Annotated in this window: 22 protein-coding genes; 6 read left to right on the top strand and 16 right to left on the bottom strand. The window is 66.7% G+C overall.

Translation table 11 applies throughout. The annotated features are described in order from the left end of the window. Positions 1-37 precede the first annotated feature (37 nt). A complete protein-coding gene (locus CDO44_RS18190; protein WP_087781702.1) occupies positions 38-976 on the bottom strand; it encodes a dihydrodipicolinate synthase family protein in 939 nt (312 codons plus the stop codon). Between the two features lie 107 nt (positions 977-1,083). Between CDO44_RS18190 and CDO44_RS18185 the strand changes: the two genes are divergently transcribed. After that, positions 1,084-2,034 (top strand): LysR family transcriptional regulator, encoded by a 951-nt coding sequence (locus CDO44_RS18185; protein WP_087781701.1) that lies wholly within the window; start codon positions 1,084-1,086, stop codon positions 2,032-2,034. A gap of 52 nt (positions 2,035-2,086) precedes the next feature. Here the strand turns inward: CDO44_RS18185 and CDO44_RS18180 are convergent, their stop codons facing one another. From CDO44_RS18180 to CDO44_RS18160, 6 genes are read right to left on the bottom strand one after another with little or no spacing between them, the layout of a single operon-like run. Beyond that, positions 2,087-3,694, bottom strand: a complete 1,608-nt coding sequence (locus CDO44_RS18180; protein WP_087781700.1) for a hypothetical protein — start codon at positions 3,692-3,694, stop codon at positions 2,087-2,089. A gap of 14 nt (positions 3,695-3,708) precedes the next feature. Further along, positions 3,709-5,868, bottom strand: a complete 2,160-nt coding sequence (locus CDO44_RS18175) for a phosphocholine-specific phospholipase C (protein ID WP_087781699.1) — start codon at positions 5,866-5,868, stop codon at positions 3,709-3,711. A gap of 41 nt (positions 5,869-5,909) precedes the next feature. Further along, entirely contained in the window at positions 5,910-6,074 is a 165-nt protein-coding gene (locus CDO44_RS27875) for a hypothetical protein (protein WP_198951386.1), read from the bottom strand. A gap of 34 nt (positions 6,075-6,108) precedes the next feature. Beyond that, complete coding sequence (gene phnE / locus CDO44_RS18170; RefSeq protein WP_233146252.1) at positions 6,109-7,170, bottom strand: phosphonate ABC transporter, permease protein PhnE; 1,062 nt, start codon at positions 7,168-7,170, stop codon at positions 6,109-6,111. Beyond that, entirely contained in the window at positions 7,167-7,964 is a 798-nt protein-coding gene (gene phnC / locus CDO44_RS18165) for a phosphonate ABC transporter ATP-binding protein (RefSeq protein WP_233146254.1), read from the bottom strand. The genes phnE and phnC overlap by 4 nt, the downstream gene beginning before the upstream one ends. 5 nt (positions 7,965-7,969) lie before the next feature. After that, positions 7,970-8,890, bottom strand: a complete 921-nt coding sequence (locus CDO44_RS18160) for a phosphate/phosphite/phosphonate ABC transporter substrate-binding protein (RefSeq protein WP_087781698.1) — start codon at positions 8,888-8,890, stop codon at positions 7,970-7,972. A gap of 179 nt (positions 8,891-9,069) precedes the next feature. Between CDO44_RS18160 and CDO44_RS18155 the strand changes: the two genes are divergently transcribed. Continuing rightward, positions 9,070-9,939, top strand: coding sequence for an HAD-IIA family hydrolase (locus tag CDO44_RS18155; RefSeq protein ID WP_087781697.1), 870 nt, complete (start codon positions 9,070-9,072; stop codon positions 9,937-9,939). On the opposite strand, the gene CDO44_RS18150 is transcribed toward CDO44_RS18155, so the two are convergent. The 7 genes from CDO44_RS18150 to CDO44_RS18120 form a co-directional block, all read right to left on the bottom strand. Continuing rightward, positions 9,926-10,759, bottom strand: a complete 834-nt coding sequence (locus CDO44_RS18150; RefSeq protein WP_087781711.1) for a MurR/RpiR family transcriptional regulator — start codon at positions 10,757-10,759, stop codon at positions 9,926-9,928. The genes CDO44_RS18155 and CDO44_RS18150 overlap by 14 nt on opposite strands. Positions 10,760-10,830: 71 nt before the next feature. Continuing rightward, complete coding sequence (locus CDO44_RS18145) at positions 10,831-11,160, bottom strand: tetratricopeptide repeat protein (protein WP_087781696.1); 330 nt, start codon at positions 11,158-11,160, stop codon at positions 10,831-10,833. Positions 11,161-11,239: 79 nt separating this feature from the next. Continuing rightward, positions 11,240-12,160, bottom strand: a complete 921-nt coding sequence (ppk2, locus tag CDO44_RS18140) for a polyphosphate kinase 2 (protein WP_087781695.1) — start codon at positions 12,158-12,160, stop codon at positions 11,240-11,242. 81 nt (positions 12,161-12,241) lie between these two features. Beyond that, entirely contained in the window at positions 12,242-13,294 is a 1,053-nt protein-coding gene (locus tag CDO44_RS18135; RefSeq protein WP_087781694.1) for a VWA domain-containing protein, read from the bottom strand. A gap of 16 nt (positions 13,295-13,310) precedes the next feature. Beyond that, on the bottom strand, positions 13,311-14,306 hold the full coding sequence (locus CDO44_RS18130; protein ID WP_087781693.1) for a DUF58 domain-containing protein: 996 nt from the start codon (positions 14,304-14,306) through the stop codon (positions 13,311-13,313). After that, a complete protein-coding gene (locus tag CDO44_RS18125; protein ID WP_087781692.1) occupies positions 14,281-15,297 on the bottom strand; it encodes a MoxR family ATPase in 1,017 nt (338 codons plus the stop codon). The genes CDO44_RS18130 and CDO44_RS18125 overlap by 26 nt, the downstream gene beginning before the upstream one ends. A gap of 16 nt (positions 15,298-15,313) precedes the next feature. Further along, the gene (locus CDO44_RS18120) at positions 15,314-16,330 is read right to left on the bottom strand and encodes a S1C family serine protease (RefSeq protein WP_087781691.1); all 1,017 of its coding nucleotides are present in this window, start codon (positions 16,328-16,330) and stop codon (positions 15,314-15,316) included. Positions 16,331-16,587: 257 nt separating this feature from the next. On the opposite strand from CDO44_RS18120, the gene CDO44_RS18115 reads away from it, so the two are divergent. Together CDO44_RS18115 and CDO44_RS18110 are read left to right on the top strand one after the other, a co-directional pair. After that, entirely contained in the window at positions 16,588-17,667 is a 1,080-nt protein-coding gene (locus CDO44_RS18115; protein WP_087781690.1) for a VWA domain-containing protein, read from the top strand. Positions 17,668-17,720: 53 nt separating this feature from the next. Next, positions 17,721-19,103 carry a UDP-glucose/GDP-mannose dehydrogenase family protein gene (locus CDO44_RS18110; RefSeq protein WP_087781689.1) on the top strand — a complete coding sequence of 461 codons (1,383 nt, stop codon included), beginning with the start codon at positions 17,721-17,723 and terminating at the stop codon, positions 19,101-19,103. On the opposite strand, the gene CDO44_RS18105 is transcribed toward CDO44_RS18110, so the two are convergent. Further along, positions 19,084-20,064 (bottom strand): LysR family transcriptional regulator, encoded by a 981-nt coding sequence (locus tag CDO44_RS18105; protein WP_087781688.1) that lies wholly within the window; start codon positions 20,062-20,064, stop codon positions 19,084-19,086. The genes CDO44_RS18110 and CDO44_RS18105 overlap by 20 nt on opposite strands. Before the next feature lie 115 nt (positions 20,065-20,179). Here CDO44_RS18105 and CDO44_RS18100 point away from each other — a divergent pair, with 115 nt between their 5' ends. Beyond that, positions 20,180-20,836 (top strand): DsbA family protein, encoded by a 657-nt coding sequence (locus tag CDO44_RS18100; RefSeq protein WP_087781710.1) that lies wholly within the window; start codon positions 20,180-20,182, stop codon positions 20,834-20,836. A 99-nt stretch (positions 20,837-20,935) separates the two neighbouring features. Here CDO44_RS18100 and CDO44_RS18095 read toward each other — a convergent pair whose 3' ends face one another. Beyond that, positions 20,936-22,795 carry a S9 family peptidase gene (locus CDO44_RS18095; RefSeq protein WP_087781687.1) on the bottom strand — a complete coding sequence of 620 codons (1,860 nt, stop codon included), beginning with the start codon at positions 22,793-22,795 and terminating at the stop codon, positions 20,936-20,938. Positions 22,796-23,034: 239 nt separating this feature from the next. Here CDO44_RS18095 and CDO44_RS18090 point away from each other — a divergent pair, with 239 nt between their 5' ends. Continuing rightward, entirely contained in the window at positions 23,035-23,739 is a 705-nt protein-coding gene (locus CDO44_RS18090) for a phospholipid-binding protein MlaC (RefSeq protein WP_087781686.1), read from the top strand. The last annotated feature ends 717 nt before the right edge of the window (positions 23,740-24,456 follow it).

The raw sequence follows: 24,456 nt of genomic DNA, 5'->3' as shown, positions 1-24,456 counted from the left end.
CTCCGTAGGTCGTCGTTATTGTGGCCGGCGGGCAGGTTCAGCGGCGCAGAAGCCCGGCCTGCTCCACCGCGGCGCGCAGGTCCGCCATCTCCCGGGCATCGGGCGCCTCGGTCGGCGGCCGCACCGTGGCGTCGTCCAGCACGCCGGCCAGGTACATGCCGCCTTTCATGCGGGCATGGGCCTCGCCGGTCGGTTCGCCTCCACCGTAGACGGCGTCCTTCAAGGGCGTGATCACGGCCTGGATCCGCTGCGCGCGGGCCAGATCGCCGGCCTTGACGGCGTTCCACAGATCGGAGATCAGTTGCGGGATAAAGGTCGCAAAACCCACCAGCGCGCCATCGACGCCCTGCACCATCGAGGCCAGCAGGTATTCGTCGTGGCAGGTCAGGATGGCCTTGGCCGGATCGGCGTCGCGGATGGCCTGGATGTCGCGCGCGTATTTGTTCATGTCGCGCTGGCCGACCTTGAAGGCCTGCACATACGGAAGCCGGGCCAGGTCGGCCAGCAGCTGCGACGAATAGGAAGCCCGGGTCCAGGCGGGATAGACGTGGCAGACCAGGTCGGCCGCGGGCGCGGCGCGATGGATGGCGTCGAAATACTGGCGCGCGTGGCCGGGGGTAAATCCGAAGCGCAGCCAGTGATGCGGCGGCATCACATCGAGGGCCACGGCGCCGGCCTCGACTGCCGCCCGCGCGTGCTCGGCGGCCTCCGCCAGCCCCTCGCAGACGATGGAGGAAATCACCGGCAGGCGGCCGCGCAGCTCGTCGGCCACGATGCGCGTGACAGTGGCGCGCTCGGCGGGCGTCAGGGCGAAGACCTCGCCCGTGTGGCCGTTGGTCATGACCGCGACGACGCCGTCGTGACCCGCCAGCCACGATGCCAGCTTGCGCAGCGCGGGCTCGTCGATGCGGTGGTCGGGGGTGAAGGGGCAGGCGATCGCAGGGATGATTCCACGATAGTCGGCAATGGCAGGCAAGCTCGTCTCCTGAGGGATTCGTGTAGGTAGAATCCATCATGGCGGCGCGGCGGACTGCCGTCCAATACTCGAAATGCATACAACTATCGCGGAGGCAGTACCCCAGGATGGGACCCGACAACCGCCCGCTCGACCTCGAATGGCTGGAGGACTTCGTCGCGCTGGCCGACAGCGGCAACTTCTCCCGCGCGGCGGAGGCCCGGGCCATCGCCCAGCCCGCCTTCAGCCGGCACATCCGGGCGCTGGAGGAATGGGTCGGCGCCGACCTGGTGGACCGCGGCGCGCACCCCGTCACCCTCACGGCGGCCGGCAAGCGCTTCCTGCCCTTGGTAGAGGACGTGCTGGCGCGGCTGGTGGCCGCGCGCATCAAGGCTAGGATGGCGCACGACCAGAGCGTCGCCAGCCTGCGCATCGCCGCCACCCATGCGCTATCGCTGGCCTTTCTCCCGCGCTGGCTGGCGCGCATCGAAACCGGCCTGCAACTGGGCGCGGTGGAAATGATGTCCGATACGACCCAAGGGTGCGAGGAGCTCATGCTCCAGCGCAAGGTGCAGTTTCTGCTGTGCCACGCGCACGGCTCCGTCCCCGGACGGCTCGACGAGGCGGAATATCCCGTCGTCCGCCTGGCGGCCGATACGCTGATTCCGGTCTGCGCCCCTTCCGCACCCGGCGAGGCCCGTTACCACCTCGGCCAGAATGGCCCCATCCCTGCCCTGGCCTATGGCGACGCCTCCGGGCTGGGCCGCATCCTGCGGGCCGGGCTGGGCCCGGCCATCAACCGCGAGCAACGGCTGCGCGCCGTCTTCACCGCCCCTCACGCGTTGCTGCTCAAGGCCCTGGTGCTCGAGGGACGAGGCCTGGCATGGCTGCCGGAAAGCCTGGTAGCGCAGTCCATTGCCGACGGGCAACTGGTCGTCGCCGGCGATGCCGACTGGCACGTTCCCGTCGACATCCGCCTATACCGGCAACCTGTGGACATGGCCCCGGCGGCCGAAGAGCTGTGGCGGCTGGCCACCCTGGAAGACTCGCCGTCGATCGCCGGCATTCATTCGACGTAGCCCGGATAGATCCGACCCAGCCTCCTCAGCAATCCCGCGAGGCAAGCGTGCGCTAGAACACTCCTCCCACGCCCACAAACGCCCCGACGCCATTGCCGCTGCCGGCCAATCCGCCCTCCACGCTCCATGCGCCATTGGCTGCCGTATGGCGCAGGCTGACGCCCAGGGCGCTCTGCCCCTTGTAGTTGGCGACGTTGGCCGCATAGCTGAACTTGCCCGGCACGAACGGCGCCTGCCGCGCCGCCATGGCCGCGGCCGTGCCGGCATAGGCGTGCTTCTCGACGCTGTCGATGCGCTCGCTCAACCCGCCGAGGGAACGGTTGAACATGGACATTGCGCCACGCAGCTGATCGACGTTGACCGCGTCGTTGCCCGCGCTGCCCGCGGCCACGCCTGTGATCTGCCGGTTGCCCACGTTCAGCTCGCCCGATGAGCTTTGCGGCGCGTCGAGACCGTAGGCCTCGTAGCCGGATTGCGCGCCGCGGTCGGCGGTCGAGCCGGCGCCCAGGGCCACGCTGTTGGCGGCGCCGGCCCGGGCGCCGGTGCCGATGGAGACCGTGTTGTCGGCCGTCACGTCGCGTCCGGCCCCGTTGCCCAGCGCGACGTTGCCGTTACCCTGGACCTTGAAGCCGGCGCCCATGCCGGTGGCGATATTGCCGTCGCCGACGACGCCGCGACCGGCGCCCAGCCCGCTTGCCTGGTTGTTGCTGCCGGCAACGTCCGCGCCGGCGTAGGCGCCGGTGGCGATGTTGTAGTCGCCTCGGACATTCTGCCCGGCATTCATGCCCCGCGCCTGGTTCGCGTCGCCTTGCACGTACTGGCCGGCATTCTGCCCGTCGGCCTGGTTGGCGTTGCCGGTCACGTTGCGGCCCGCTTCCTGGCCGTAGGCCTGGTTGGAATCACCCGAGACGTTGCGGCCGGCGTTCGAACCCATGGCCTGGTTCTGGTTGCCTACGGTGTCGGTTCCGGCCCAGAAGCCGATGCCGCTGTTGTAGTCGCCGGTCACGTTCTGGCCCGCGCTGCGGCCAAACGACTGGTTCCACCCTCCCTTGACGTTGATGCCGGCGTAGTACCCGACGGCCTGGTTGGCGTTCTTGCCGCTGACGTTCGTTCCGGCGCCTTCGCCGATGGCCAGGTTCCAATTGGTCGACACATTATTGCCGGCACCCTTGCCGAAGGCCTGGTTCACGTTGCCGGTTACGTTGCGGCCCGCGTTGGTGCCGTAGGCATTGTTGTCGGATCCGGACACCCCGGTGCCGGCCCAGAAGCCGACCGCATTGTTGTAGTTGCCTGTCACGTTCTGCCCGGCGCTGCGGCCGATGGCCTGATTCCATCCGCCTTTCACGTTCTGACCCGCATTGAACCCGACGGCCTGGTTGGCGTTGCCGCCCGACACGTTGGTGCCGGCGGCCTCGCCGATGGCCAGGTTCCAGTTGGTCGACACGTTGTTGCCGGCGTCCTTGCCCACTGCCTGGTTGTTGCTCCCGGTCACGCCGGTCGTGCCGGCGTTGTTGCCGATGCCCAGGTTGTTCCTGGCGGGATCCCAGGAGACGGGCTGGGCCACGCACACCGTCGAGGCCGCAGCCAGGACCAGGGCGGCGCCGGCGCGCAGGCCACGCTTGGCCGATGCCGCGCCGCGATGCGAATGACGATTGTTCATGTGCCGTCCTCCCTTCAGGCGCTCAGGTGAAGAGCCATGGCGGGATCGCTCACGCCATGCCTGCCAGTCTCGACCCGGCCCGCGAAGCGCCGCTCGAAGTCCTCGCCCTTGACGGTGAAGTCGTACCAGCAGCCGCTGTCGGCGAGTTCCCAATGCTGTTCGGCCTGCCCGCCCGCCGGCGCCTCCAGCATCCAGGGGCCGTCCTTGCGATAGGTGTTGGCCACGATACTGAGCTTGGCGGGTCGGGTGCCGGTGTTGTGCACCTTGGCATAGACATTGCCATGCTGGGCGTCGTAGCACACCTGGAGCTCGGGCCTGGCGGCCGCCGCCGCGTGCCGCGCGGCATTGCCCTGGAACACGCGGACGAAGCCGTTGGTGCTGTACACCCACAGGTCGTAGTCGCCGCCGTCCTCGCCGGTCGTCCAGGTATCTTCCAGCATCTTGCCGGCCTCCACCGTATAGCGGCGTGGAATCAGGTCGAGATGGTTCTTGTCGTACACGTGGAATACCGCTCCGGCCTTGCCGGTATTGCTGAACAGCAGCTTCACCACGCCTCCCGCCTCCACCCGGGCGCTCACATGCAGCTCGTAGGGCAGCGCGCGCGAATAACGGACGCCCTGCTCCTGGAACAGCGGCTGCGGCGTGGCCGGCGGTTCGGCCTTGGGCATGGCTTTCTGCTGCGCCTCGAGCTCGGCGAAATTGCTCATGTCCGGCAATGCCGGGAATGAGGGATCATTGGGCGCGGCAAAGTCGAAGGCGGAGGTCAGGTCCCCGCATACCGCGCGATGCCACGGGCTGATGGCATCGACCTTGATGTCGAAGCGCTTTTCCAGGAAGCGGCCCAGTGAAGTATGGTCCATTGCCTCGGAGCACACCCAGCCGCCCCGGCTCCATGGCGATATCACGTACATGGGCACGCGGGGCCCCAAGCCCCAAGGCCGCGTGGTTCCCGAGATCGTATCCTCCGCCTTCAGGTACTTGCGCGCGGGATCGTAGAAATACTCGCCGTCGAGCGGCACCGTGGACTTGCCCATCAGCTTGCCCTGGGCGTCGTACGAGGGCACGGCGGGCGGCGGCAGGTGGTCGAACAGCCCGTCGTTCTCGTCGAAGGTCATGAAGAAGACCGTCTTGCTCCAGACCTCGGGATTGGCTGTCAACGCATCCAGCACTTGCGAGATGTAGTCCGCTGCCTGCGCGGTGCTGCCACCGCCGCTCGGATGCTCGGACACAGCCGGCCAGGGCAGCACCCACGAAACCTCGGGCAGCGTCCCGTTGCGCACGTCCTCGGCCAGCCTTTCGAGGCTGAAGTGAGACATGCCTTTCTCGTACAACGGCTCGCCCGGCTTGGCTTCGCGGAAGCTCTTGAACGCCAGGCCGCCGTGCATGGCGCCGGTCCAGTTGTTGTTCGGATCCTGGTAGATGCGCCAGCTCACGCCGGCCGCCTCGAGTATGTCGGGGATAGTCGCCCACTTGAAGGCCGAGCCCTGGTAGGTGTAGCCCGGCGTGGGCAACGAACCGGTGATCCAGCAGCGCAGATTATTGGGCTCCGAATCCGAATCGGTACAGTTGATGCCCAGGCGCCCGAGTTCGGGATTGAAGTTCGAGCCCGACCAGAACACGATGCGGTTGGGGTCCGTGCCCGTGGTGATCGAGCAATGGTAGGCGTCGCAGATGGTGAAGGCCTCGGCCAGCGCGAACTGGAACGGGAGGTCCTGGCGCTTGTAGTAGCCCATGGAGTACGGCAGTTTGTGCTTGGCCCATTCGCCGAACTTGCCCTGGTTCCAGGCCGCCTGCGCGTCCGAGAAACTGTGGGGCGTCCCCGGCACGAAAATGGCGTTCATCGTTTCCTTGTCCAGGTGATACGGCGGAACTTCCTTCTCGCCGTCGGACTGATACCACACGGGCTTGCCGCTTTCGAGCGGGATCGGGAAGCGGTCGCCGAATCCGCGCACGCCACGCATGGAACCGAAGTAGTGGTTGAACGCGCGGTTCTCCTGCATGAGGATGACGATGTGCTTGACGTCCTTGATCGTGCCGGTCTCGACCGCGGCAGGAACGGCCAGCGCACGCTGGATCGATGCCGGCAGGGCCGCCAGGGCGGAGACGGCGCCGGCGGTGCCGGCGGATTTGCGCAGGAAGTCGCGTCGCGACAGGGAGGACGGAATGTTGGACATGTCGGTTCTCGGGTCGAATGGGAAAAGAAGGGCCAGCTGTCTTACGGGGCGCAGCGCAGCGATACTTGCGGCGGCTCGGGGGTGCCAGGATCGCCAGGACCGGGATCGCCCGAGGGGCCGTCATCGCCGCCGCACGCGGCCAGCGCCACGCTCAACAGCAGGCCGGCCAGCACCGCGCGGCCGTATGGCAGGATTCGCTCTTTCATGGGTAACTCCGAAAGTGGGAGAAGAACAGGCTGCTCAGCCCAGTCTCTTGCGCAATCGCGCAGCCAGTTGGTCGAGCAGGAACACGGTGATGAAAATGGCGACCAGGATCGTTCCCACGTGGCCATACTGGTACATGTCATAGCGGCCCTTGAGTTCCTGGCCGATGCCGCCCGCGCCGACCAGGCCGACCACGGTGGCCATGCGCACGTTGCGGTCGAGCACGTAGAGCGTGTAGGCGACGAACTGCGGCATGACCTGAGGCAGCACGGCGAAGCGCATGATCTTGAGCTTGTTGGCGCCGATCGCCCGCAACGCCTCCTGGGGCTTATCGTCCGCGGTCTCGATGTCTTCGGCGTAGAACTTGCCGAGGAATCCACAGGCGTGCAGGGCCAGGGCGAGCACTCCCGCAATGGGGCCGAATCCGTACGCCAGCACCAGGAACAAGGCGCTGATCAGCTCCGGCACCGCGCGCAACAGGCTGACAATGCCGCGGGCGGTCACATAGGTGGCGCGGTTGAAGGTGTAGTTGCGCGCGCTGCACCAGGCCAGAGGCGCGCTCAGCACCACCGCGAGCAGCGTGGCCCAGAAGGCGATCTCGATGGTCTCGAGCATCTTCAGCGCCACGTGCCGCAGATAGCCCACCGGCTGGACGAGGTACTCGCGCCGCGTGCGCACGTCTTCCATCTTCAGCGTATCGGGATCCAGGCGCGGCTCGCTGGTCTCGATCACTTCCAGGCGGGACAACCATGGCAGGCGGCCGGGGTCGAAGCCTTCTATGCGCGCGGTCTCGGTACGCTCGGAAATCTGCAGCGGGAACATCGCGCCCGCCAGCTTGTCCAGGCCCGACAGCACCTGCGATTCGTCGCGCAGGCCCACGGCGGCCAGCGCAGCTTCGCCGGTGAGCGCAAGCATGCGCCCCATCTCGACCCGCTGCGCCGCGAAAAAGGCCGCAAGAGCCACCAGCAGCACCACCGCGACCGAACGCAGGCTATAGGGCGGCGGGATGTCCCACGCCGATGGAGGGCGGGGCCCCGCCCCATCCACGCGCACCGGCGCGGCGGGCCGGACTGGCGTGCGGTGTCCGACCGCGCTCACGAGGCCGCCTCCCGCAGGGCGGCGTGGGGCACCGGGACTTGCCCGTATACCGCGGTCAGGACCGACGGCTGACACGCGGCGGGCGGGCCATCGAACACAATGCGGCCGTGGCGCAGCGCCACGATACGGTCGGCGTACTCGCGCGCCAGGTCGACCTGGTGCAAGCTGCACAGCACGGTCGTGCCGCGCTCACGGGCCTGGCGCTTGAGCAGATCCAGCACTTCGCGGCTAGTGCGCGGATCCAGGCTGGCGACCGGTTCGTCGGCGATCACCACGGCCGGGTCCAGCATGAAGGCGCGAGCAATGCCCACACGCTGCTGCTGGCCGCCCGACAGGTCGCGCACGCGGCGATGCAGGTGGCGTTCGTCCAGCCCTACCTGCGCCACCAGTTCGCAGGCCCTGCGCCGAAAGGCGGCCGGAAAGCACCCCGCCAGAGCGGCTGCCGTGCTCACTTCGGGCAAGGCGCCGCACAAGACATTGGTCGCCACGGTGGCGCGCTGGACCAGGTTGAACTGCTGGTGGATCATGCCGATGCGGCGGCGAACGCCGCGCAGCGCCCGGGGCTCGACGCGCACGCCGGCCACGCAGACCGTGCCGCTGGAGGGCGTGACCAGGCCGTTCACCATGCGCAGCAAAGTCGATTTGCCCGCTCCCGACGATCCCAGCACGACGCAGAACTGGCCCGCCGGCACGGCGAGCGATACCGCGTGCAAGGCCTGGGTGCCGTCGGCGTAGCGCATGCCTACCGTGTCGAACGCGAGCATGTGCATGACGGGCGCCGGCGCTTCGAGCATGGCGTTCAACGCTCGGCCGCCTTCTTCAGGATCTCGCCCTTGAGCTCGTCGGACAGCAACGCCAGCTTTTCGGCAGCCACGTTGAACTCGGCCTCGGAAAAGCGGGTATCGAACGCATCCACCTTCTTGCCGCCGTAGCCGCGGATCATGTCCGGCGTCACGCCCGGCGCCTTGTGCACGGTGGCGAACGCCTCCTTCAGGCGCGCCTTCAACGCCTCCGGCAGCTTGGCGTTGAGCGCCAGCGGCGGATAGGGGATGGGCATGCTCTTGGCGACCACTTTGACTGTCTTCGGGTCCACGGCGCCCTGCTTGACTGCCTTCTCGTACGAATCGAAGGACAGCGACGCCACGTCGACTTGCCCCTGCACCAGCGCCGCCAGGCTATTGGCATGACTCCCCGTCATGCGGATCGCCGACAGGTCCTTGACCGGATCCAGGCCCGCGTCCATCAGCATCGCGACCTGAAACGTGAAACTGGAAGCCGAGTTCACGTCGCCGAACGCCATCCGCCGCCCCTTGACGTCCTGGACCGACTTGATGGGCGCGTCCGCCTTGGCGAACAAGCCGGCGTAGTAAACCGACTCCCCCTTTTCCACCCCCACGGCCAGCAATTGCGCGCAGCCGCGGCGGTGAGCCTGCACATAGGCCACGGGCCCGAAAAAGGCCACATCGGCCAGCTGATTGCACATTGCCTCGACCACGGCGCCATAGCTCTGGCCCACCTTCAGGTCGAAGTTCAGCCCGGTCATGCGCGATACGGCATTGAAGACCGGCTGGTAGTCGGCCTTGGTCCCTGTTTCCGTGCCGCCATCGGCAGGGATGAGCATGACGCGCAGCGGATGCGCTTTCGAACCATCGGCAACGGATTGGGCGTGGGCGGCAGGAGCAAGAACCAGTGCGGCGGCAAGCAATAAGGCGCGTTTCATCGGCGGAACCTCGGAATCGTCAGGGAAGGCAGTCGGCGCGCCACGCACCGACCAGAAACGGACGCCAGCTTAGAGATCTCATATGACAGCAAAATGAACATTACTCATTTTGATTTCATTCAAATATTGAAATAAACTCAATCACTCCATTCCCTCTCCCGCCGCCGTTCTTGCGCTTCATGACCGTCCCTACGCCTCCTGCCTCCCTTGCCTCCCAGGCGCGCGCCCACGCCGCCGCCCCGCCCGCCTGGCTGGCGCGGCACGAGCATTTCCTGCTAGATCTGGATGGCACGCTGATACGCGAGAACGAACCGATGGAGGGCGCGGCGGAATTGCTGCGCCAGCTGGACGGGCGCTATGTGGTGGTCTCGAACAACTCGACCGATACCGCGCAAAGCCTGGCGCGCCGACTGGCCCGCCTGGGCCTGGCCATACCGGCCGAGAAACTGGTGCTGGCCGGGCAGCTCACTATCGACTTCCTGGCCTCGGCGCGTCCGGGCGCCAGGCTGCAATTAGTGGCGGCGCGCGTGTTGCGCGACTATGCGCGCCGGCAAGGATGCGTGCTGGTACAAGAGCGGCCCGACCTGGTTGTGGTTGCGCTGGACAAGCGCTTCAATTTCGCCAAGCTCAGCGCGGCGGCGAACGCCGTGGCGCGCGGCGCGACGCTCATAGCCACCAATGCCGACCTGAGCCATCCCGCGCCCGGCAACGCACTGGTGCCCGAAACCGGGGTGCTGCTGCAGGCGGTAGCGGCCTGCGCGGGCGTATCCCCCGAGCTGGTGGTGGGCAAGCCGGAGAACATGCTGTTTGCGGAAGGATTGCGTCGGCTCGGAGCCAGGCCGGACCGCACGCTGGTGATTGGCGACAACCCAGCCACCGATGCCCAGGGCGCCGCGCGGCTGGGCATGCGGTACCTGTTGCTGGGCCGCGGTCCGGCGGCCGACTCCGTGTCGCCCGCCGCCCTCCTCGCGCTGGACCATGCAGGCCATGCGCACGCGCCGGCGAGCGAAACGGCCGCCGGCATGCGGCCACGGCTCAATACCGCTTGATCGATAACACGCTGGAGGTCTGGCGCAGCGTGTCGACTGCGTTGTCGTAATCGCTCAGCGCGAGGCAAGCGATCAGTACATCGATGATGGCGAGCTGCGCCAGGCGGCTGGTCATGGCTTCCGTGCGAAAGCGCGTTTCGCGCGCCATGGTGAACAACACCACGTCGGCGAACGCTTGCAAGGGCGATTTGCCGAAATTCGTGATGCAGATGGTCTTCGCTCCCGACTCCTTCGCCAGTCGCGTAGCCGCCACGGTTTCATGGGTACTGCCCGAATGCGAGATGGTCAGCGTCGCCACCGCCGGCCCTGCCAGCGAGGCGCTGATGGCCTGCACGTGCGAATCGACCACGGCCTTGACGTTCATGCCTATGCGCAGCATGCGGTACTGGGCATCCTCGGCAATGGGCGCCGCGCTGCCTATGCCGTAGATTTCCACGCGCTGGGCCGCTCGCAGATAGGACACGGCCTGCTGGATGGCGCGCGCGTCCAGCGCCGCGCCGGTATCGTGCAAGGTCTGGATGTTGCTCTGGAAGATCTTGCCCATCACGGTGGCCGTACTGTCGTTCGGGTCGAGATCCTCGTGGATGATCTGCACCGGCTGCACGATCTCCTGGGCAAGCAATATTTTCAACTGCTGGAATCCTGTCGCCCCGAGGCTCTTGCACAGCCCCACGACGCTGCCTTCGCTGGCTCCCGTGCGCTCGGCCACCTCGCTGACCGACATGTGCACGACTTCCTGTGGATATTGCACGATGAAGTCGGCGATGCGCTGCCCGGCCGGCCCCAGCGAGGGGCTGATGCTCTTGATGCGCGACAGCACGGCGGAAATCGAGGCGTTGCCGGCGCCGTTGCCATTCGTCTTCGCGGGCTTGCCGCCCACCCTGCCCCTGCTCATGGGCGCCCTCCGGCGCGCTGCTTGTCGAGCCGGCGCAGCTGCACTTCCATTTCTTTGACGGCCTGGACACTGCCCTTGGCCGTTGCGGTCTCGATGCCGCGATTCCAGGCGGCGCGCGCCTCTTCCTCGCGCCCCAGGGCCAGCAACGCCTTGCCCAGTTGCTTCCACGCCGCCGCATAGCCCTCGTCCAGGGCAACCGCTTGCTGCAGGTGTTCCGCCGCCTGCGCGGCATCGCCTTCTTCCAGGTACAGGTTACCCAGCGTGAACCGCAGCAACGCGCCGTCGCGTCCGGCTGCGATCATCTTCAGAAAATTGTCCTTGTCCATGGCCTGGCCTTCATGCTTGTCCGGCCCGCACGCGCAGGCCGTCCAGGCGGCCAGGATAGCGCGAACCGCGCCAGGCCGCTCAGTACCGTTCGGGGACGATCATGCTGCTGGGCACCGGCCGGCGGATGTAATCCTCGTGGCGAACGCGCTGGGGCAATTCGATGTGCGGATGTTCGATCTCATGGTACGGCATCTGGCCCAGCAGGTGATGCATGCAGTTGAGCCGAGCCTTCTTCTTGTCGACCGCCTGCACCACCCACCAGGGCGCCTCGTCGATGTGCGTGCGCTCCAGCATGACTTCCTTGGCGCGGGTGTAGTCTTCCCAGCGACGGCGCGATTCCAGGTCCATGGGGCTGAGCTTCCATTGCTTGAGCGGATCGTGGAGCCGGCCCAGGAAGCGCAGGTGCTGCTCTTCGTCGGTGATCGAGAACCAATACTTGATGAGTTGTATGCCCGATCGCACCAGCATTCTCTCGAACTCGGGCACTGAACGGAAGAACTCCTCGTATTCGTCGTCCGTGCAGAAGCCCATGACGTGCTCCACACCGGCCCGGTTGTACCAGCTGCGATCGAACAGCACGATCTCCCCTGCCGCCGGCAGGTGCGATACGTAACGCTGGAAATACCACTGCGTGCGCTCGCGGTCGTTGGGCGCGGGCAGCGCGGCCACCCGGCATACGCGCGGATTCAGGCGCTGGGTGATGCGCTTGATCACGCCTCCTTTGCCCGCCGCGTCGCGCCCTTCGAAGATGATGACGACCTTGTGGCGGGTATGCACGACCCAGTCCTGCAGCTTGACCAGCTCGGCCTGCAGGCGGAACAGCTCGCGGAAGTACAGGCGCCGCGCTTCGCGATCGTGCTCGATGCGCGCGGGCTGGCCTTCGGCGTCCCACTCGCGATCCTCGAATTCGATCTCGAGCTCTTCGTCGTAGCTGTCGATGAGATCGCGGTGGATGCGCTGCATGAGTTCTTCGTGCTGGGAAGTCGGCTGGTAGCTCATGGAATACGGGGATGTCGGGGTCAATGGCTCCTTTTTGCTACACCGACATGACACCGTCATGACGCAGGCGCCCCGGAAGCGCTACTGCACCCGCCCGAACCACCACAGCGACAGCAGCCCCGAGCACACCGCCAGCAGCGCCCCCAGCGCCGTGAACAAGGCCGTGATCTCCACCACGTCTCGCTTGTCGAACGCCAGCCTGGCGCTCAGCGAACGGTAGACCTTCCTCAATTCGCCCGCGTCCTCGGCCCGGAAGTATTGCGCGCCGGTCATGTCCGCGACTTTCTTGAGCACGTCCTCGTCCAGGCGCACCCGCATGGACCAGCCGTCCGCCGTCAGGGTGGTGCCCTCGGGCGTGCCCACGCCCACCGTGAATATCCGCACGCCATAGCCGGCCGCGACCTCGGCCGCCTTGATGGCGTCCGGGCCCGTGTTGTTCTGGCCGTCCGAGAGCAGCACGATGGCGCCGGCTGGATACGAGCCCGGCACGGCGGACTCTGCCTTGCCCGCGGCAGACAGGTCCGGAGGAGCCGCTCCGCGGGCGCTGCCGCCGTCGAGAAAGCGTTCGACGTCGATGCCGGCGTTGGGCAGCAAGGTCGCCAGGGCGATGATCAGTCCGCTGCCCAGCGCCGTGCCGCGCTGCGGCTCCAGGCGTTCGATGGCCGCGACCACGTCCTCCCGCTTGCGCGTGGGCGATTGCACCACCGCCGCCGCGCCCGCGACCGCAACCACCGACACGCTGACGTTGGCCGGCTGCTGGTCGACGAATTCCTTGGCTGCCCGCTGGGCGGCATAGATGCGCGTGGGCTTGATGTCGTCGGCGCGCATGCTGCCGGACATGTCCATGGCCAGCACCACCGTCTCCAGCCGTGAAGGCAACATCATCAAGGCCTGCGGGCGCGCCATCGCGACGATGAGCGCGCACAGCCCGAGCAGCAGCAAGGACGGCGGAAGGTGCCGCCGCAGTGCCGAGTGGCGCACGCTGGCGCCGACCACGTCCAGCGCCGGATAGCGCGCCGCCAGGCTGCGGCGCCGCTTGTCCAGCCGCCAGTAGGCCAGGCCCAGCAGCGGAACCAGGAACAGCAGCCACAGCATGTTGGGCCACAGGAAACTCAAGGCAGGCAGGTTTGCCATCGACGTACGCCTCGGTCTAGATATCTCGGGCCCACGGCCCGCTCAATCCTCCGACGAACTGGCTGCGGCGCCGCCGCAGCCGCGTGAAATGCAGCAAGGCTTCGTCCAGCCGTTCGTCGGTCGCCAGCTCCAGGCAATCGACGCCGGCCTCGGCCAGCGCCTTGCGCAAGGCGGCCTCGCGCTTTTCCGCCGCCGCCGCGAAGCGCCGGCGGAACCCGGGGTCGTGGGTATCGACGAACAATTGCTCGCCGGTTTCCGCATCCTGCAGGACCACCAGCCCCAGGTCGGGCAAGACCTGCTCCAGCGGGTCGTACAGGCGCACCGCGACGACCTCGTGGCGCTGCGCCAGCGTCCCGAGCGGCCGCTCCCATCCCGGCGCGCTGATGAAATCCGAGACGATGAAGACCACCGAGCGCCGCCCTATCGACGACGATGCCCGTTCGAGCAATTCGCCCAGATGCGTTTCGCCCGACTTGCCGTCCGCGCGCATGGCGCCGACCCGCTCGAGCAGGTGCAGCACGTGGCGGCGCCCCGAACGCGCGGGGATCGCCGCGCTCGCCTTGCCGGCGTAGAACACCGCGCCGACGCGATTGCCGTACCGCGTCAGCAGCCGCGCCAGCACGGCGACGAAACTCGTCAGCACGGCGCGCTTGCGCACCGCCCCGGAGCCGAAATCGACCGAGCCGGACAGATCCAGCAAGAACCAGGCCGACACTTCGCGATCCTCCTGGAACTCGCGCACGTGCGGCGTCTGCAGGCGCGCGGTAACGTTCCAGTCGATATGGCGCACGTCGTCGCCCGCCTGGTATTCGCGCAAGTCGGCCAGGTCCAGCCCGAATCCCCGGAACAGCGTCCGGTAGTCGCCTTGCAGCGCGCCGTCCAGCCGGCGGATGACCGTCCATTCGAGGCGGCGCAGCAGCTCCTCCGCGTCGATCTTGACGGGGATCGGCGACGCGGCCGCGTCGTTGGCCGGCTCGGCCGGCTGCTTATTGAACCGCCGCAACCCGAACATGGGTATCCAATGGCCGCTCCGGGGCCGGCAAGGTTTGCAGGATGCGCGTGATGATCTGGTCGGCGCCGAGTCCGTCGGACAAGGCCTCGTACGACAGTACCAGCCGGTGCCGGAGCACGTCGGGAATCAGGTCCACGACGTCGTCCGGCAGCGCATAGTGACGTCCACGCAGGAAGGCCAGCGCGCGCGCCCCTTCGATGAGGTGGATGGTCGCCCGCGGGCTGGCCCCGAACGTCAGGTAGCGCGACAGGTCCGACAGGCCGTAGGCTTCGGGCCTGCGCGTGGCGGCGACCACCTTGACGGCGAACTGCACGAGTCCCGGGTCCACGTACACCTTGCGGCACTCGCCCTGGAGCAGCGCCAACTGTTCGGTGACGGCCACGGGCTGCACCTCCACCGGCGGCCCCGTCACCCGGTCGACGATCACGAATTCCTCTTCCTCGCTGGGATAGCCGACGATGACCTTCATCATGAAGCGATCGACCTGCGCCTCCGGCAAGGGATAGGTGCCTTCGGTCTCGATCGGGTTCTGCGTCGCCATCACCAGGAACGGCGACGGCACCTTGTGCGTCTCGCCGGCGATCGTGACCTGCCGCTCCTGCATGACTTCGAGCAAGGCGCTCTGCACCTTGGCCGGCGCCCGGTTGATCTCGTCGGCCAGCAGCAGGTTGGCAAAGACCGGCCCCAGCACCGTGGAGAAATCCCCGGTGCGCTGGTTGTACATGCGGGTGCCGACCAGATCCGCCGGCAAGAGATCCGGCGTGAACTGGATGCGCTTGAACGAACCTCGTATGGTCTTGGCCAGGGTATTGACGGTCAGCGTCTTGGCCAGGCCGGGCACCCCCTCGACCAGCAGGTGCCCCTGCGCAAGGATGGCGACCAGCACCCGTTCCAGGAAATGGTCCTGCCCCACCACTACGCGCTTGACCTCGTAGAGCAAGCGTTCCATCAGGTTTGCGCTGTCTATGGCACTCATGGGTTTTTCGCTCATGGCGTCCTGTCCTGGTTCAGAAGGGGGGCATGCCGACGGCGTTGCCGGCGCTTTCTATGGTGGTGGCAAAGCCGATGCCGACGAAGGTGCCGGCATTGGTGGGATTGAGAATGGCGGTGACGATGCCGACGACCTCGCCGCTCATGTTCACCAGCGGGCCGCCCGAATTGCCCGGATTGGCCGCCGCATCGAACTGGATCAGCCGCGTCAGGACGTGCTTGCCTTCGGCGGAGACGAACTCCCTGTTCAGGCCGGAGACCACGCCGGCGGACACCGACGGGCCGATGCCGAAGGGAAAGCCCACGGCGACGACTTCGTCGCCTGGCGCCAGGTCCAGGCTGGAGCCCAGCGTGGCGGCAGGCAGGTCGTCCGGTATGGACTTGGCCTTGATGACGGCCAGGTCCTTGTCGGGTTGGATGGCCACGACCTCGGCATCTGCCTCATAGCCGTCGAAGAAGGTAACCTTCAGGCGCTTGGCGCCGGCAATGACATGGAAGTTGGTCAGGATCACGCCGCTGTCGACGATGACTACACCGGAACCGATGCTGCCCTCGTGCTTGGGCGCATTGCCCTCTTCGTTCCTGGCCGTTTGCTTTTCCCTGTCCTTGCCGCGGGATTTGCCGCCAGCCTTGGGCTTGTCGCCGCCGCGAGGCGCTGGCGCGGCTTTGGGCGACTCTTCGCCCTGCTCCGCCTCGTCGTCGGCGAAGCCGCGTATCTGCACGACCGATTGGCGCACGGCCTCGGCCGCCTTGGCTGGACGCGAAGGCAGGTTCTTGTGCTCGAGAGTGTGAAGGACGGCCGCGTCGATGTCGTCCTGCGTCAGCGGCGTTTGTTGAGGTTGCAACAAAACGAAAACAAGACCGCCGGCCAGGACGAGCAGCGCCAGTCCGAAGAATGCGTTCCGTCGGCGCCCCATCCAGTCGCGCAGGGGCCGCGTACGCTCGGGCGGCTGCGGAAGGCCGGTTTCCGGTTCCGTGTCGGCCGCCGCGGGGCGAGGCCTGGTGGTCCTGCTGTATAAGGCGACCCGTTTCATCACTACCGTCCAGCTTGGCGTTCTTCACGGAATGCGGCCGCGCGGCCAGCCCCTGGGCCGCCCGGCAAACCACCCTGGAGACAAGCGCCTCCATACTTGGCAGACAGGCCCGGGCGCCCTCGGTTCACTCGAACCGCGGCCTTGCGAAAATAAGGTAACACTTAAACGGCGGCCGTGCGCGGATACCTTTACCGCCGCAAGGGTTCATAGGCATACTAAATACACCTGTTGCACATCCCGCGCGCCAAGGAGCACTCATGCGGTTTCTCTGGCCCGATCTTCTCTGGCTGCAGCTCCTCGTTCCCCTGCTCGTAGCCCTCTACCTGTACGCGCTGGCCCGCCGCAAGAAGGCGGCCATACGCTATGCCAGCCTGAGCCTGCCGAAGGCCGCGATCGGCCCGGGCCAACGGCTGCGCCGCCACATCCCGCCGCTCCTGTTCCTGCTGGCGATGGCAGCGGCTCTGCTCGCCTGCGCACGCCCTACCGCCACCGTCACGCTGCCCTCGGACACCCTCACGGTCGTGCTCGCGGTCGACGTGTCGCGCAGCATGCAGGCCGCCGACATCGCGCCCAACCGGCTCGTGGCCGCGCAAATGGCCGCCAAGCGCTTCATTTCGGAGCTACCGTCCAACGTGCGCCTGGGCATCGTCTCCTTCGCCGGCACCGCCGCCGTCGTGCAAACGCCCACCGACAACCGGCAGGACATGATCGACGCCATCGATCGCTTCCAGCTGCAACGCGCCACCGCCACGGGCAGCGGCCTGATCCTGGCGCTTTCCATGCTGTTTCCCAACGACGGCATCGATCTCGAGTCCGTCATCTTCGAGACGCCGTCCATACGTGCCGGACGGCGCGCCATCCCTCTCGACCAGGCGGCCGCGGCCGAGGCGGCAAAGAAGAAGCAGAAGGAAAAATCTCTGCAACCGGTGCTGCCCGGCTCGTACACCTCGGGCACGATCATCCTGCTCAGCGACGGGCGGCGCACCACCGGTCCGGATCCGCTCGACGCCGCGCGCATGGCGGCCGAACGCGGCGTGCGCGTCTATACGGTGGGTTTCGGCACCCAGCAGGGCGCGCCCATCGGCGACGAGGGATGGTCGTTCTTCGCGCGCCTGGACGAACCCACGCTGCGCGCGGTCGCGCAGATGACGGGCGGCGAATACTTTCTCGCCAGCTCCGAGGCCGACCTGAGTTCGGTATACCGGAACCTCAACGCCAAGTTCTCGATGGAGCGCAAGGAAACCGAACTCAGCGCGCTGCTTAGCGCCGCCGCCGTGGTGCTGCTGACCGCGGCTTGCGTGCTGTCCATGCTGTGGTTCCAGCGCAGCCGCCAATAGCCTTTCGTCCCGCTGTCAGCAGATTGCAATGAGCGCCCGATATAAATCGGGCCATGAATCTTGCGATCATCGGGGCCGGCTACGTCGGCCTGGTCACCGGAGCCTGCCTGGCGGACGTCGGCAACCGCGTCGTCTGCATCGAGCGCAATGCGGAACGCTTGCGCACGCTGCAGGACGGGGGCGTCCCCTTTTTCGAACCCGGCCTGGCCGAATTGGTCGCGCACAATGCGCAAGCGGGCCGCCTGAGTTTCACCGACGACCTGCCGGCAGCCGTGCGCCACGCCGAGGTCGTCTTCATCGCCGTCGGCACGCCGGCTGACGAGGACGGGTCCGCCGACCTCGCGCACGTCCTCCAAGCCAGCGCCGCGTTGGCGCAGGCCATCGTGCGCGACACGGTGGTCGTCGTCAAATCCACCGTGCCGGTGGGCACCTGCCACCGCGTGCAGGCGCTGATCGACGGCGAACTGCGCACACGGGGCGTGCCCTGGCGGGTGTCGGTGGCATCCAACCCCGAGTTCCTCAAGGAAGGCAGCGCGGTCGACGACTTCCAGCGCCCCGACCGCATCGTGATCGGCACCGAGAACCCGCAGGCCCTGCGGCTCATGGCCGCGCTCTACGCGCCGTACAACCGCAATCGCGACCGCCTGATCCATACCGACATCCGATCCGCGGAATTCACCAAATACGCCTCCAACGTGATGCTGGCCACGCGCATCTCGCTGATGAACGAACTGGCCCGCATCGCCGAGAAAGTCGGCGCCGACATCGAAGCCGTACGCCACGGCACGGGCGCCGACCCGCGCATCGGCCACCATTTCCTCTATGCCGGCGTCGGCTACGGCGGTTCGTGCTTTCCCAAAGACATCCAGGCGCTGGCGCGGCTCGCCGCCGATCACGGCGAATCGACGCCGCTGCTGCACAGCGTGCAACGCGTGAACGAAGAGCAGAAACGGGTCCTGGCCGCAAAGATACGCCAACACCTGGGAACGTCGCTGCAGGGCCGGTGTATCGCGCTATGGGGCCTGGCCTTCAAGCCCAACACGGACGACATACGCGAGGCGCCCAGCATCGCCCTGGTGCGCGATCTGCTGGGCGACGGCGCCACGGTGCGCGCGTATGATCCGGCCGCCGCGGAAAATACCCGCCGCGCCATCGACCATCCGGGACTCACCATCGTTCCCAGCGCGTGGTCGGCTTGCGAAGGGGCCGACGTGCTGGCGGTCGTGACGGAATGGCGCGAGTTCAAGTCGCCGGATTTCCGCGGCCTCGCCGAACTGCTCAAGTGCCGCGCCATCTTCGATGGCCGCAATCTCTACGATCCGCAGTACGTCGAGGCGTGCGGCCTCGCCTACTACGGCATCGGCCGCGGCAGCCGTCCCGCCCTGAACGCGGCGGAAGAGGCCGACATGCCCGCCGTCACGACCGGCTACTGGTAAGGGACCGGGCGCCGCGCTTCGCGTCCCTGCCGCCCGTCGCCTGCGCCATTGCCTCCTGCAGGTCGGTATCCCAGGAAGGCGGATCGGAAAAACGACGGGCCAGGAAATCGAGCAGCGTACGCAGCGTCATCGGCATGTGCTTGCGCGAGGTGTAGACCCCGTACAAGGTCATGTCGCGCGGCGGACAGTCCGGCAGCAGGATGCGCAGCCGATCGGCGCGCACCAGCCCGGCGAGCGCGTAGGTCGGCAGCATCGCGATGCCTGCGCCGCACACCGCGGCCTCGACCAGCGTCGTCGCCTCGTTGGAACTGATGTTGCCTCCTACCGCCACGGACACCGGCTCGCCGGCGCGCACGAAATGCCACAGGCTCTTGCCCGTGTAGGAATGGGTCAGGCAATTGTGCAGGCCGAGCTCCTCCAGCCGGCCGGGCGCGCCATGCTGGCGCAGATAGTCCGGCGAGGCGCATAGCGCCGAGCGGCAGACGGCCAGGCGGCGCGCGATCAGGTTCGGATCCAGGTCGTTGGTGACGCGCAGGGCGAGGTCTATGCGTTCATCCACGAGGTTCACCGTACGGTCGGCCATGACCATGTCGACCGCCACCTCGGGATACGTGCGCGTGTAGTCCACGATGGCGGGCGCAAGATGGCTCTGGCCGAACGAGGTGCTGGCGGTGACGCGCAATACGCCGCGTGGCGCGTTGTCCGGGCTGGCGACCGCGGCGCGCATGTCGCCCTCGAGTTCCAGCATCTGCCTGCACCGCGCCAGTACCTCGGCGCCGGCCGGGGTCAGGCTCAGGCGCCGCGTGGTCCGGTGCAGCAGCCGCGCGCCCACCCACTCCTCCAGCTCCGCCAGGTAGCGCGATACGGCCGGCCGCGACAACTCGAGCGCCTCGGCCGCCGCCGACTGGCTGCCCCGGTCCACCACTTCGACAAACACCCGCATCGCGCTCAGCCTGTCCATGATATGTCCGGTCTCGAGAACAAATAATTGTCGATTCTACGGTTTTTATTATTGTTTTTTGCAACTATCCTCGGGGATGGCGATATGGGCGCCGCGCGCCCGCGACGAGCACATCATGGAACAAGCCACACTGCACTACATCTACGACCCGCTTTGCGGATGGTGCTATGCCGCCGCGCCCCTGGTGGCGGCGGCTCGCGAGCAGCTTCCCGTCGTCGCCCATGGCGGCGGCATGATGGCCGGCAGCCATCGGCAGCCGGTCACCGAACGCCTGCGCAACTATGTGATGCCGCACGACCGGCGCATCGCCGCGCTGAGCGGACAGCCTTTCGGGCAGGCGTACTTCGACGGGCTCCTGCGCGACCACGATGCCGTCTTCGATTCCGAGCCGCCCATCACCGCCATCCTGGCGGCGCATGCCATGGCCGGCGCCGGGCGCGACCTGGACCTGCTGGCGCGCATCCAGCGCGCCCACTACGTGGAAGGCCGCCGCATCGCCGATCCGCTGGTCCTCGCCGAACTGGCTGCCGATATCGGCCTGGACCGCGAGGCCTTCGTCGCGGCCTATGCCGCGCACCAGGGACAACCGGCGCGCGCGCACATCGCCGAAAGCCGCGCCCTGCTCGCACACGCGGGGGGCCAGGGCTTTCCTACCCTGGTGCTGGAACGCGGCGGCCGCCTGCAGGTTCTGGACTCCGGCCGCTTCCTCGGCCAGGTGGATGAGTGGCGCGAGCGGCTGGCGGCGCTGATTAACCCACCCCCTACGCGCTAACGCGCGCCCCCTCGAGGGGGCGGCACTGGCGGACCGGCGGAGCCGGATCCGCTGTGCCCTGGAGGAGGCTACCGGCTGCTGGAGGGATTTTTCTGCGTTTTAGCCTAGGTGTTTGCGCAGGAATGCTTCCATGGCGGTGTAGAACTCAAACTGGTTTTCCTCGTTGTGGAAGCCGTGTCCTTCGTTATCCTTGACCATGTATTCGACCTCCACGCCGCGAGCGCGCAGGGCCGCGACGATCTGGTCGCTCTCGTCCTTGTTCACGCGTGGGTCCTTGGCGCCCTGCGCCACGAATAGCGGCGTCTTGATCCGGTCGACGAAGAACACGGGCGAGCCGTCACGCAGCAGTTGCTCGTCGCGCTCGGGATCGCCCACCATTTCGTGCATGGAGTCGAGGAACGGCTTCCAGTACGGCGGAATGGTGTTCATGAACGTGAAGAGGTTGGACACCCCGACGTAGTCCACGGCAGCCGCGTACAGGTCCGGCGTGAAGGTGATGCCCGCCAGGGTGGCGTAGCCGCCGTAGCTGCCGCCATAGATCGCGATGCGCGCCGGATCGGCGATACCCTCGCGCTTGAGCCATTCGACGCCATCGGTGATGTCGTCCTGCATGGCCTTGCCCCATTGCTTGAACGAGGCTTCCCAGAACTTGCGGCCGTAGCCCGTCGAACCGCGGAAATTCATCTGCAGCACGGCGTAGCCCCGGTTGGCCAGGAACTGGACCTCGGGGTTGTAGCCCCAGACGTCGCGCGCCCAGGGACCGCCATGGGGATGGACGATCACGGGCAGGTTGCGGGGCGTGACGCCCACCGGCAAGGTCAGGTAGCCGTCGATCTTCAGGCCGTCGCGCGCCGTATAGCGCACCGGCTTCATCTGCGCCATGTCCCGTTCGAGCAGCCAGGGCTGGATCTCGCCGAGCTTGGTCAGCTTGCGCGACACGCTGTCGTACAGGTAGCGGGCGCCTTGCGTGCGATCGTTGTAGGCCGCGACGACGAAGCGGGTCTCGTCCCTCGTCTCGCTCTGCAAGGCGATCTCGTAGCCGCGCAGGCGGCTCTCGAGTTCGGCGTAGATCTCGGCGGTGGCCGGATCGAGCACATGCCGCTGGGGCTTCCACGTGACATAGCCGATTTCGGTCAGCACCTTGCGACGGTGCGAATAGGCCAGGCCCGACACGTCGACTTCCGGATGCTCGAATATCAGCGTGCCTTCGCGCGCGGTATGCGGATCGAACTCGAACAGCGCGGCCTTGTCGCGGCCGCGATTGGAGCTGACATAGATGCGCTTGTTGTCGAACGTGAAAAACAGCGGCGCCACGGTTTCCTTGAAATCCGTGGTCAGGATGGGACGGAACGCCTCGGCCTCGCTATCGCGATACAACAGGGTGTTGTTGACGCCGTCGGTCGCGACGGCGAGCCTGAGCCGGCCATCGTGGTCGGTGGCCCATCCCGTGATGTTGCCGGGATTCTCGGCGATCAGTTCCGCCCTGCCGGTGGCGACGTCCACCCGGAACACGTCGAATACCTGCTTGTCGCGCAGGTTGTGCGATAGCAGCACGTGGGCATCGTCGTCGACCAGGTCGTCGACGACCTCCGCGCGCACGCCGTCGTACGGCGTGAGGTCGGTAGGCGCGGAAGTCCCGTCTACCGGCACCGAGAGCAAATGAAAGTTCTCGTCACCGCCGAAGTCCTTGATGTACAGGATGTGCGCGGGCCCTTTCCAGAAAAAACCGCCGACGTCGCGTTCGGTTTCGCGGGTCAGCGTGCGCACCGGGCCGGCGGGCGCCCCATCGTCGCCCAGCGCCTGCACGTGAACGTTCTGGCGGCCTTCGGCCGGCGCCAGAAACGCCAGGTGCCGGCCGTCGGGCGATATGCGATAGGCGGAACGTTCCGGCTTTCTGAAGAAGTCGCGCACGTCATAGCGCTTGACGAGCGGTATGGCCGGGGAGGAGGTCGAAGTCATGGCGCGGTCCGCGGAGGGGATGGACGAATTCCGAACATATCACAGGGGCTCCCCCCCTCTGCCCGGCGCGTCCCCGGGCTTCGCAGCATTCTGTTTCAGTCCGCCGGAACACCGGACAGAATATCGGTTCCAATGCATATCGGCCGCCATCGCGGGGCCCGCGCCACGCTCGCGGAATCCGTGCATACTGGGCCGATAGCCAGGATGGCGGTCCGACGCCATCCGTCCAGGGAGAACACATGCTCGACTCGCGCACCGCTTCAAAAACCCTTGCCCAGCCCCGGCTTCGGCTCGCCTGGCTGGCCAGCTGGCTGACGGCCCTCGCCGTGGCGCTCTTTGCCGCCTCCCAGGCGCGCGCCCAGGCTCCCGATCCGCAGGATCCGCCCAACGTCATGGTGCAGAAGGCGGCCAACAATGCGCTCGAACGCATACGCAAGGACCAGGAACTGAAAGCCGGCTCGCCGGAGAAGATCAACCAGGCCATCGACGAACTGATCCTGCCCTACGTCGACTTCGAGAAGACCACCCGGCTGGCGGTCGGTCGCTACTGGCGCGATGCCACGCCCGAGCAGCGCACCGCCCTCGTTCGCGAATTCCGCAACATGCTGGTACGCACCTACGGCGGCGCGGTCTCCGCCATCACGCCCCAGGCCCGCGTCGAAATGCGTCCCTTCCGGGCCGAACCGGGCGCCACGGACGTGGTCGTGCGCACCACCGTCACCGACGGCCAGCGTGATCCGATCCCGGTCGACTACCGGCTCGAGAAAACCGACCAGGGCTGGAAGATCTATGACCTGAACGTACTGGGCGTCTGGTTCATCCAGAACTACCGCAACCAGTTCTCCGCGATCGGCTCGCAAGGCGGCGTGGACGCGATCATCCAGGCGCTCAAGACGAATAATCAAAAGATGAATGTGCCGAATAGCCCCCCCCCTACGCGCTGACGCGCGCCCCCCAGGGGGCGATGCGGGTGGACCGGCGGAGCCGGATCCACCGCATCCTGGGTCTAGTACCGCTTTCTTGGGTTGTGGCGCCGGTGCTTCGCTGGCGCCAGCGGTAGCAACGGTGTAGCAATTTAAGAAAGTCTCACTAGACCCAGGATCGCATCCTGGGTCTAGTACCGCTTTCTTGGGTTGTGGCGCCGGTGCTTCGCTGGCGCCAGCTATAGCAACGGTGTAGCAATTTAAGAAAGTCTCACTAGACCCAGGACCGCATCCTGGGTCTAGTACCGCTTTCTTGGGTTGTGGCGCCGGTGCTTCGCTGGCGCCAGCGGTAGCAACGGTGTAGCAATTTAAGAAAGTCTCACTAGACCCAGGATCGCATCCTGGGTCTAGTACCGCTTTCTTGGGTTGTGGCGCCGGTGCTTCGCTGGCGCCAGCTATAGCAACGGTGTAGCAATTTAAGAAAGTCTCACTAGACCCAGGACCGCATCCTGGGTCTAGTACCGCTTTCTTGGGTTGTGGCGCCGGTGCTTCGCTGGCGCCAGCTATAGCAACGGTGTAGCAATTTAAGAAAGTCTCACTAGACCCAGGATCGCATCCTGGGTCTAGTACCGCTTTCTTGGGTTGTGGCGCCGGTGCTTCGCTGGCGCCAGCTATAGCAACGGTGTAGCAATTTAAGAAAGTCTCACTAGGCCAGGACCGCATCCTGGGTCTATTACC

The sequence above is a fragment of the Pigmentiphaga sp. NML080357 genome (genome assembly GCF_002188465.1).
In the GTDB taxonomy this organism is placed as follows: Bacteria; Pseudomonadota; Gammaproteobacteria; order Burkholderiales; family Burkholderiaceae_B; genus Pigmentiphaga.
Note: the sequence above shows the minus strand (reverse complement) of the source record. Positions and strands in the feature narration are given on the sequence as shown.

Coding starts and splice junctions, on each gene's coding strand:
- CDO44_RS18090 (WP_087781686.1), top strand. CDS start 23,035: ATGCTCGACTCGCGCACCGCTTCAAAAACCCTTGCCCAGCCCCGGCTT.
- CDO44_RS18095 (WP_087781687.1), bottom strand. CDS start 22,795: ATGACTTCGACCTCCTCCCCGGCCATACCGCTCGTCAAGCGCTATGAC.
- CDO44_RS27875 (WP_198951386.1), bottom strand. CDS start 6,074: ATGAAAGAGCGAATCCTGCCATACGGCCGCGCGGTGCTGGCCGGCCTG.
- CDO44_RS18135 (WP_087781694.1), bottom strand. CDS start 13,294: ATGGCAAACCTGCCTGCCTTGAGTTTCCTGTGGCCCAACATGCTGTGG.
- CDO44_RS18110 (WP_087781689.1), top strand. CDS start 17,721: ATGAATCTTGCGATCATCGGGGCCGGCTACGTCGGCCTGGTCACCGGA.
- CDO44_RS18100 (WP_087781710.1), top strand. CDS start 20,180: ATGGAACAAGCCACACTGCACTACATCTACGACCCGCTTTGCGGATGG.
- CDO44_RS18185 (WP_087781701.1), top strand. CDS start 1,084: ATGGGACCCGACAACCGCCCGCTCGACCTCGAATGGCTGGAGGACTTC.
- CDO44_RS18180 (WP_087781700.1), bottom strand. CDS start 3,694: ATGAACAATCGTCATTCGCATCGCGGCGCGGCATCGGCCAAGCGTGGC.
- CDO44_RS18120 (WP_087781691.1), bottom strand. CDS start 16,330: ATGAAACGGGTCGCCTTATACAGCAGGACCACCAGGCCTCGCCCCGCG.
- CDO44_RS18130 (WP_087781693.1), bottom strand. CDS start 14,306: ATGTTCGGGTTGCGGCGGTTCAATAAGCAGCCGGCCGAGCCGGCCAAC.
- CDO44_RS18175 (WP_087781699.1), bottom strand. CDS start 5,868: ATGTCCAACATTCCGTCCTCCCTGTCGCGACGCGACTTCCTGCGCAAA.
- phnC (WP_233146254.1), bottom strand. CDS start 7,964: ATGCTCGAAGCGCCGGCGCCCGTCATGCACATGCTCGCGTTCGACACG.
- CDO44_RS18155 (WP_087781697.1), top strand. CDS start 9,070: ATGACCGTCCCTACGCCTCCTGCCTCCCTTGCCTCCCAGGCGCGCGCC.
- CDO44_RS18160 (WP_087781698.1), bottom strand. CDS start 8,890: ATGAAACGCGCCTTATTGCTTGCCGCCGCACTGGTTCTTGCTCCTGCC.
- CDO44_RS18105 (WP_087781688.1), bottom strand. CDS start 20,064: ATGGACAGGCTGAGCGCGATGCGGGTGTTTGTCGAAGTGGTGGACCGG.
- ppk2 (WP_087781695.1), bottom strand. CDS start 12,160: ATGAGCTACCAGCCGACTTCCCAGCACGAAGAACTCATGCAGCGCATC.
- CDO44_RS18125 (WP_087781692.1), bottom strand. CDS start 15,297: ATGAGCGAAAAACCCATGAGTGCCATAGACAGCGCAAACCTGATGGAA.
- CDO44_RS18115 (WP_087781690.1), top strand. CDS start 16,588: ATGCGGTTTCTCTGGCCCGATCTTCTCTGGCTGCAGCTCCTCGTTCCC.
- CDO44_RS18145 (WP_087781696.1), bottom strand. CDS start 11,160: ATGGACAAGGACAATTTTCTGAAGATGATCGCAGCCGGACGCGACGGC.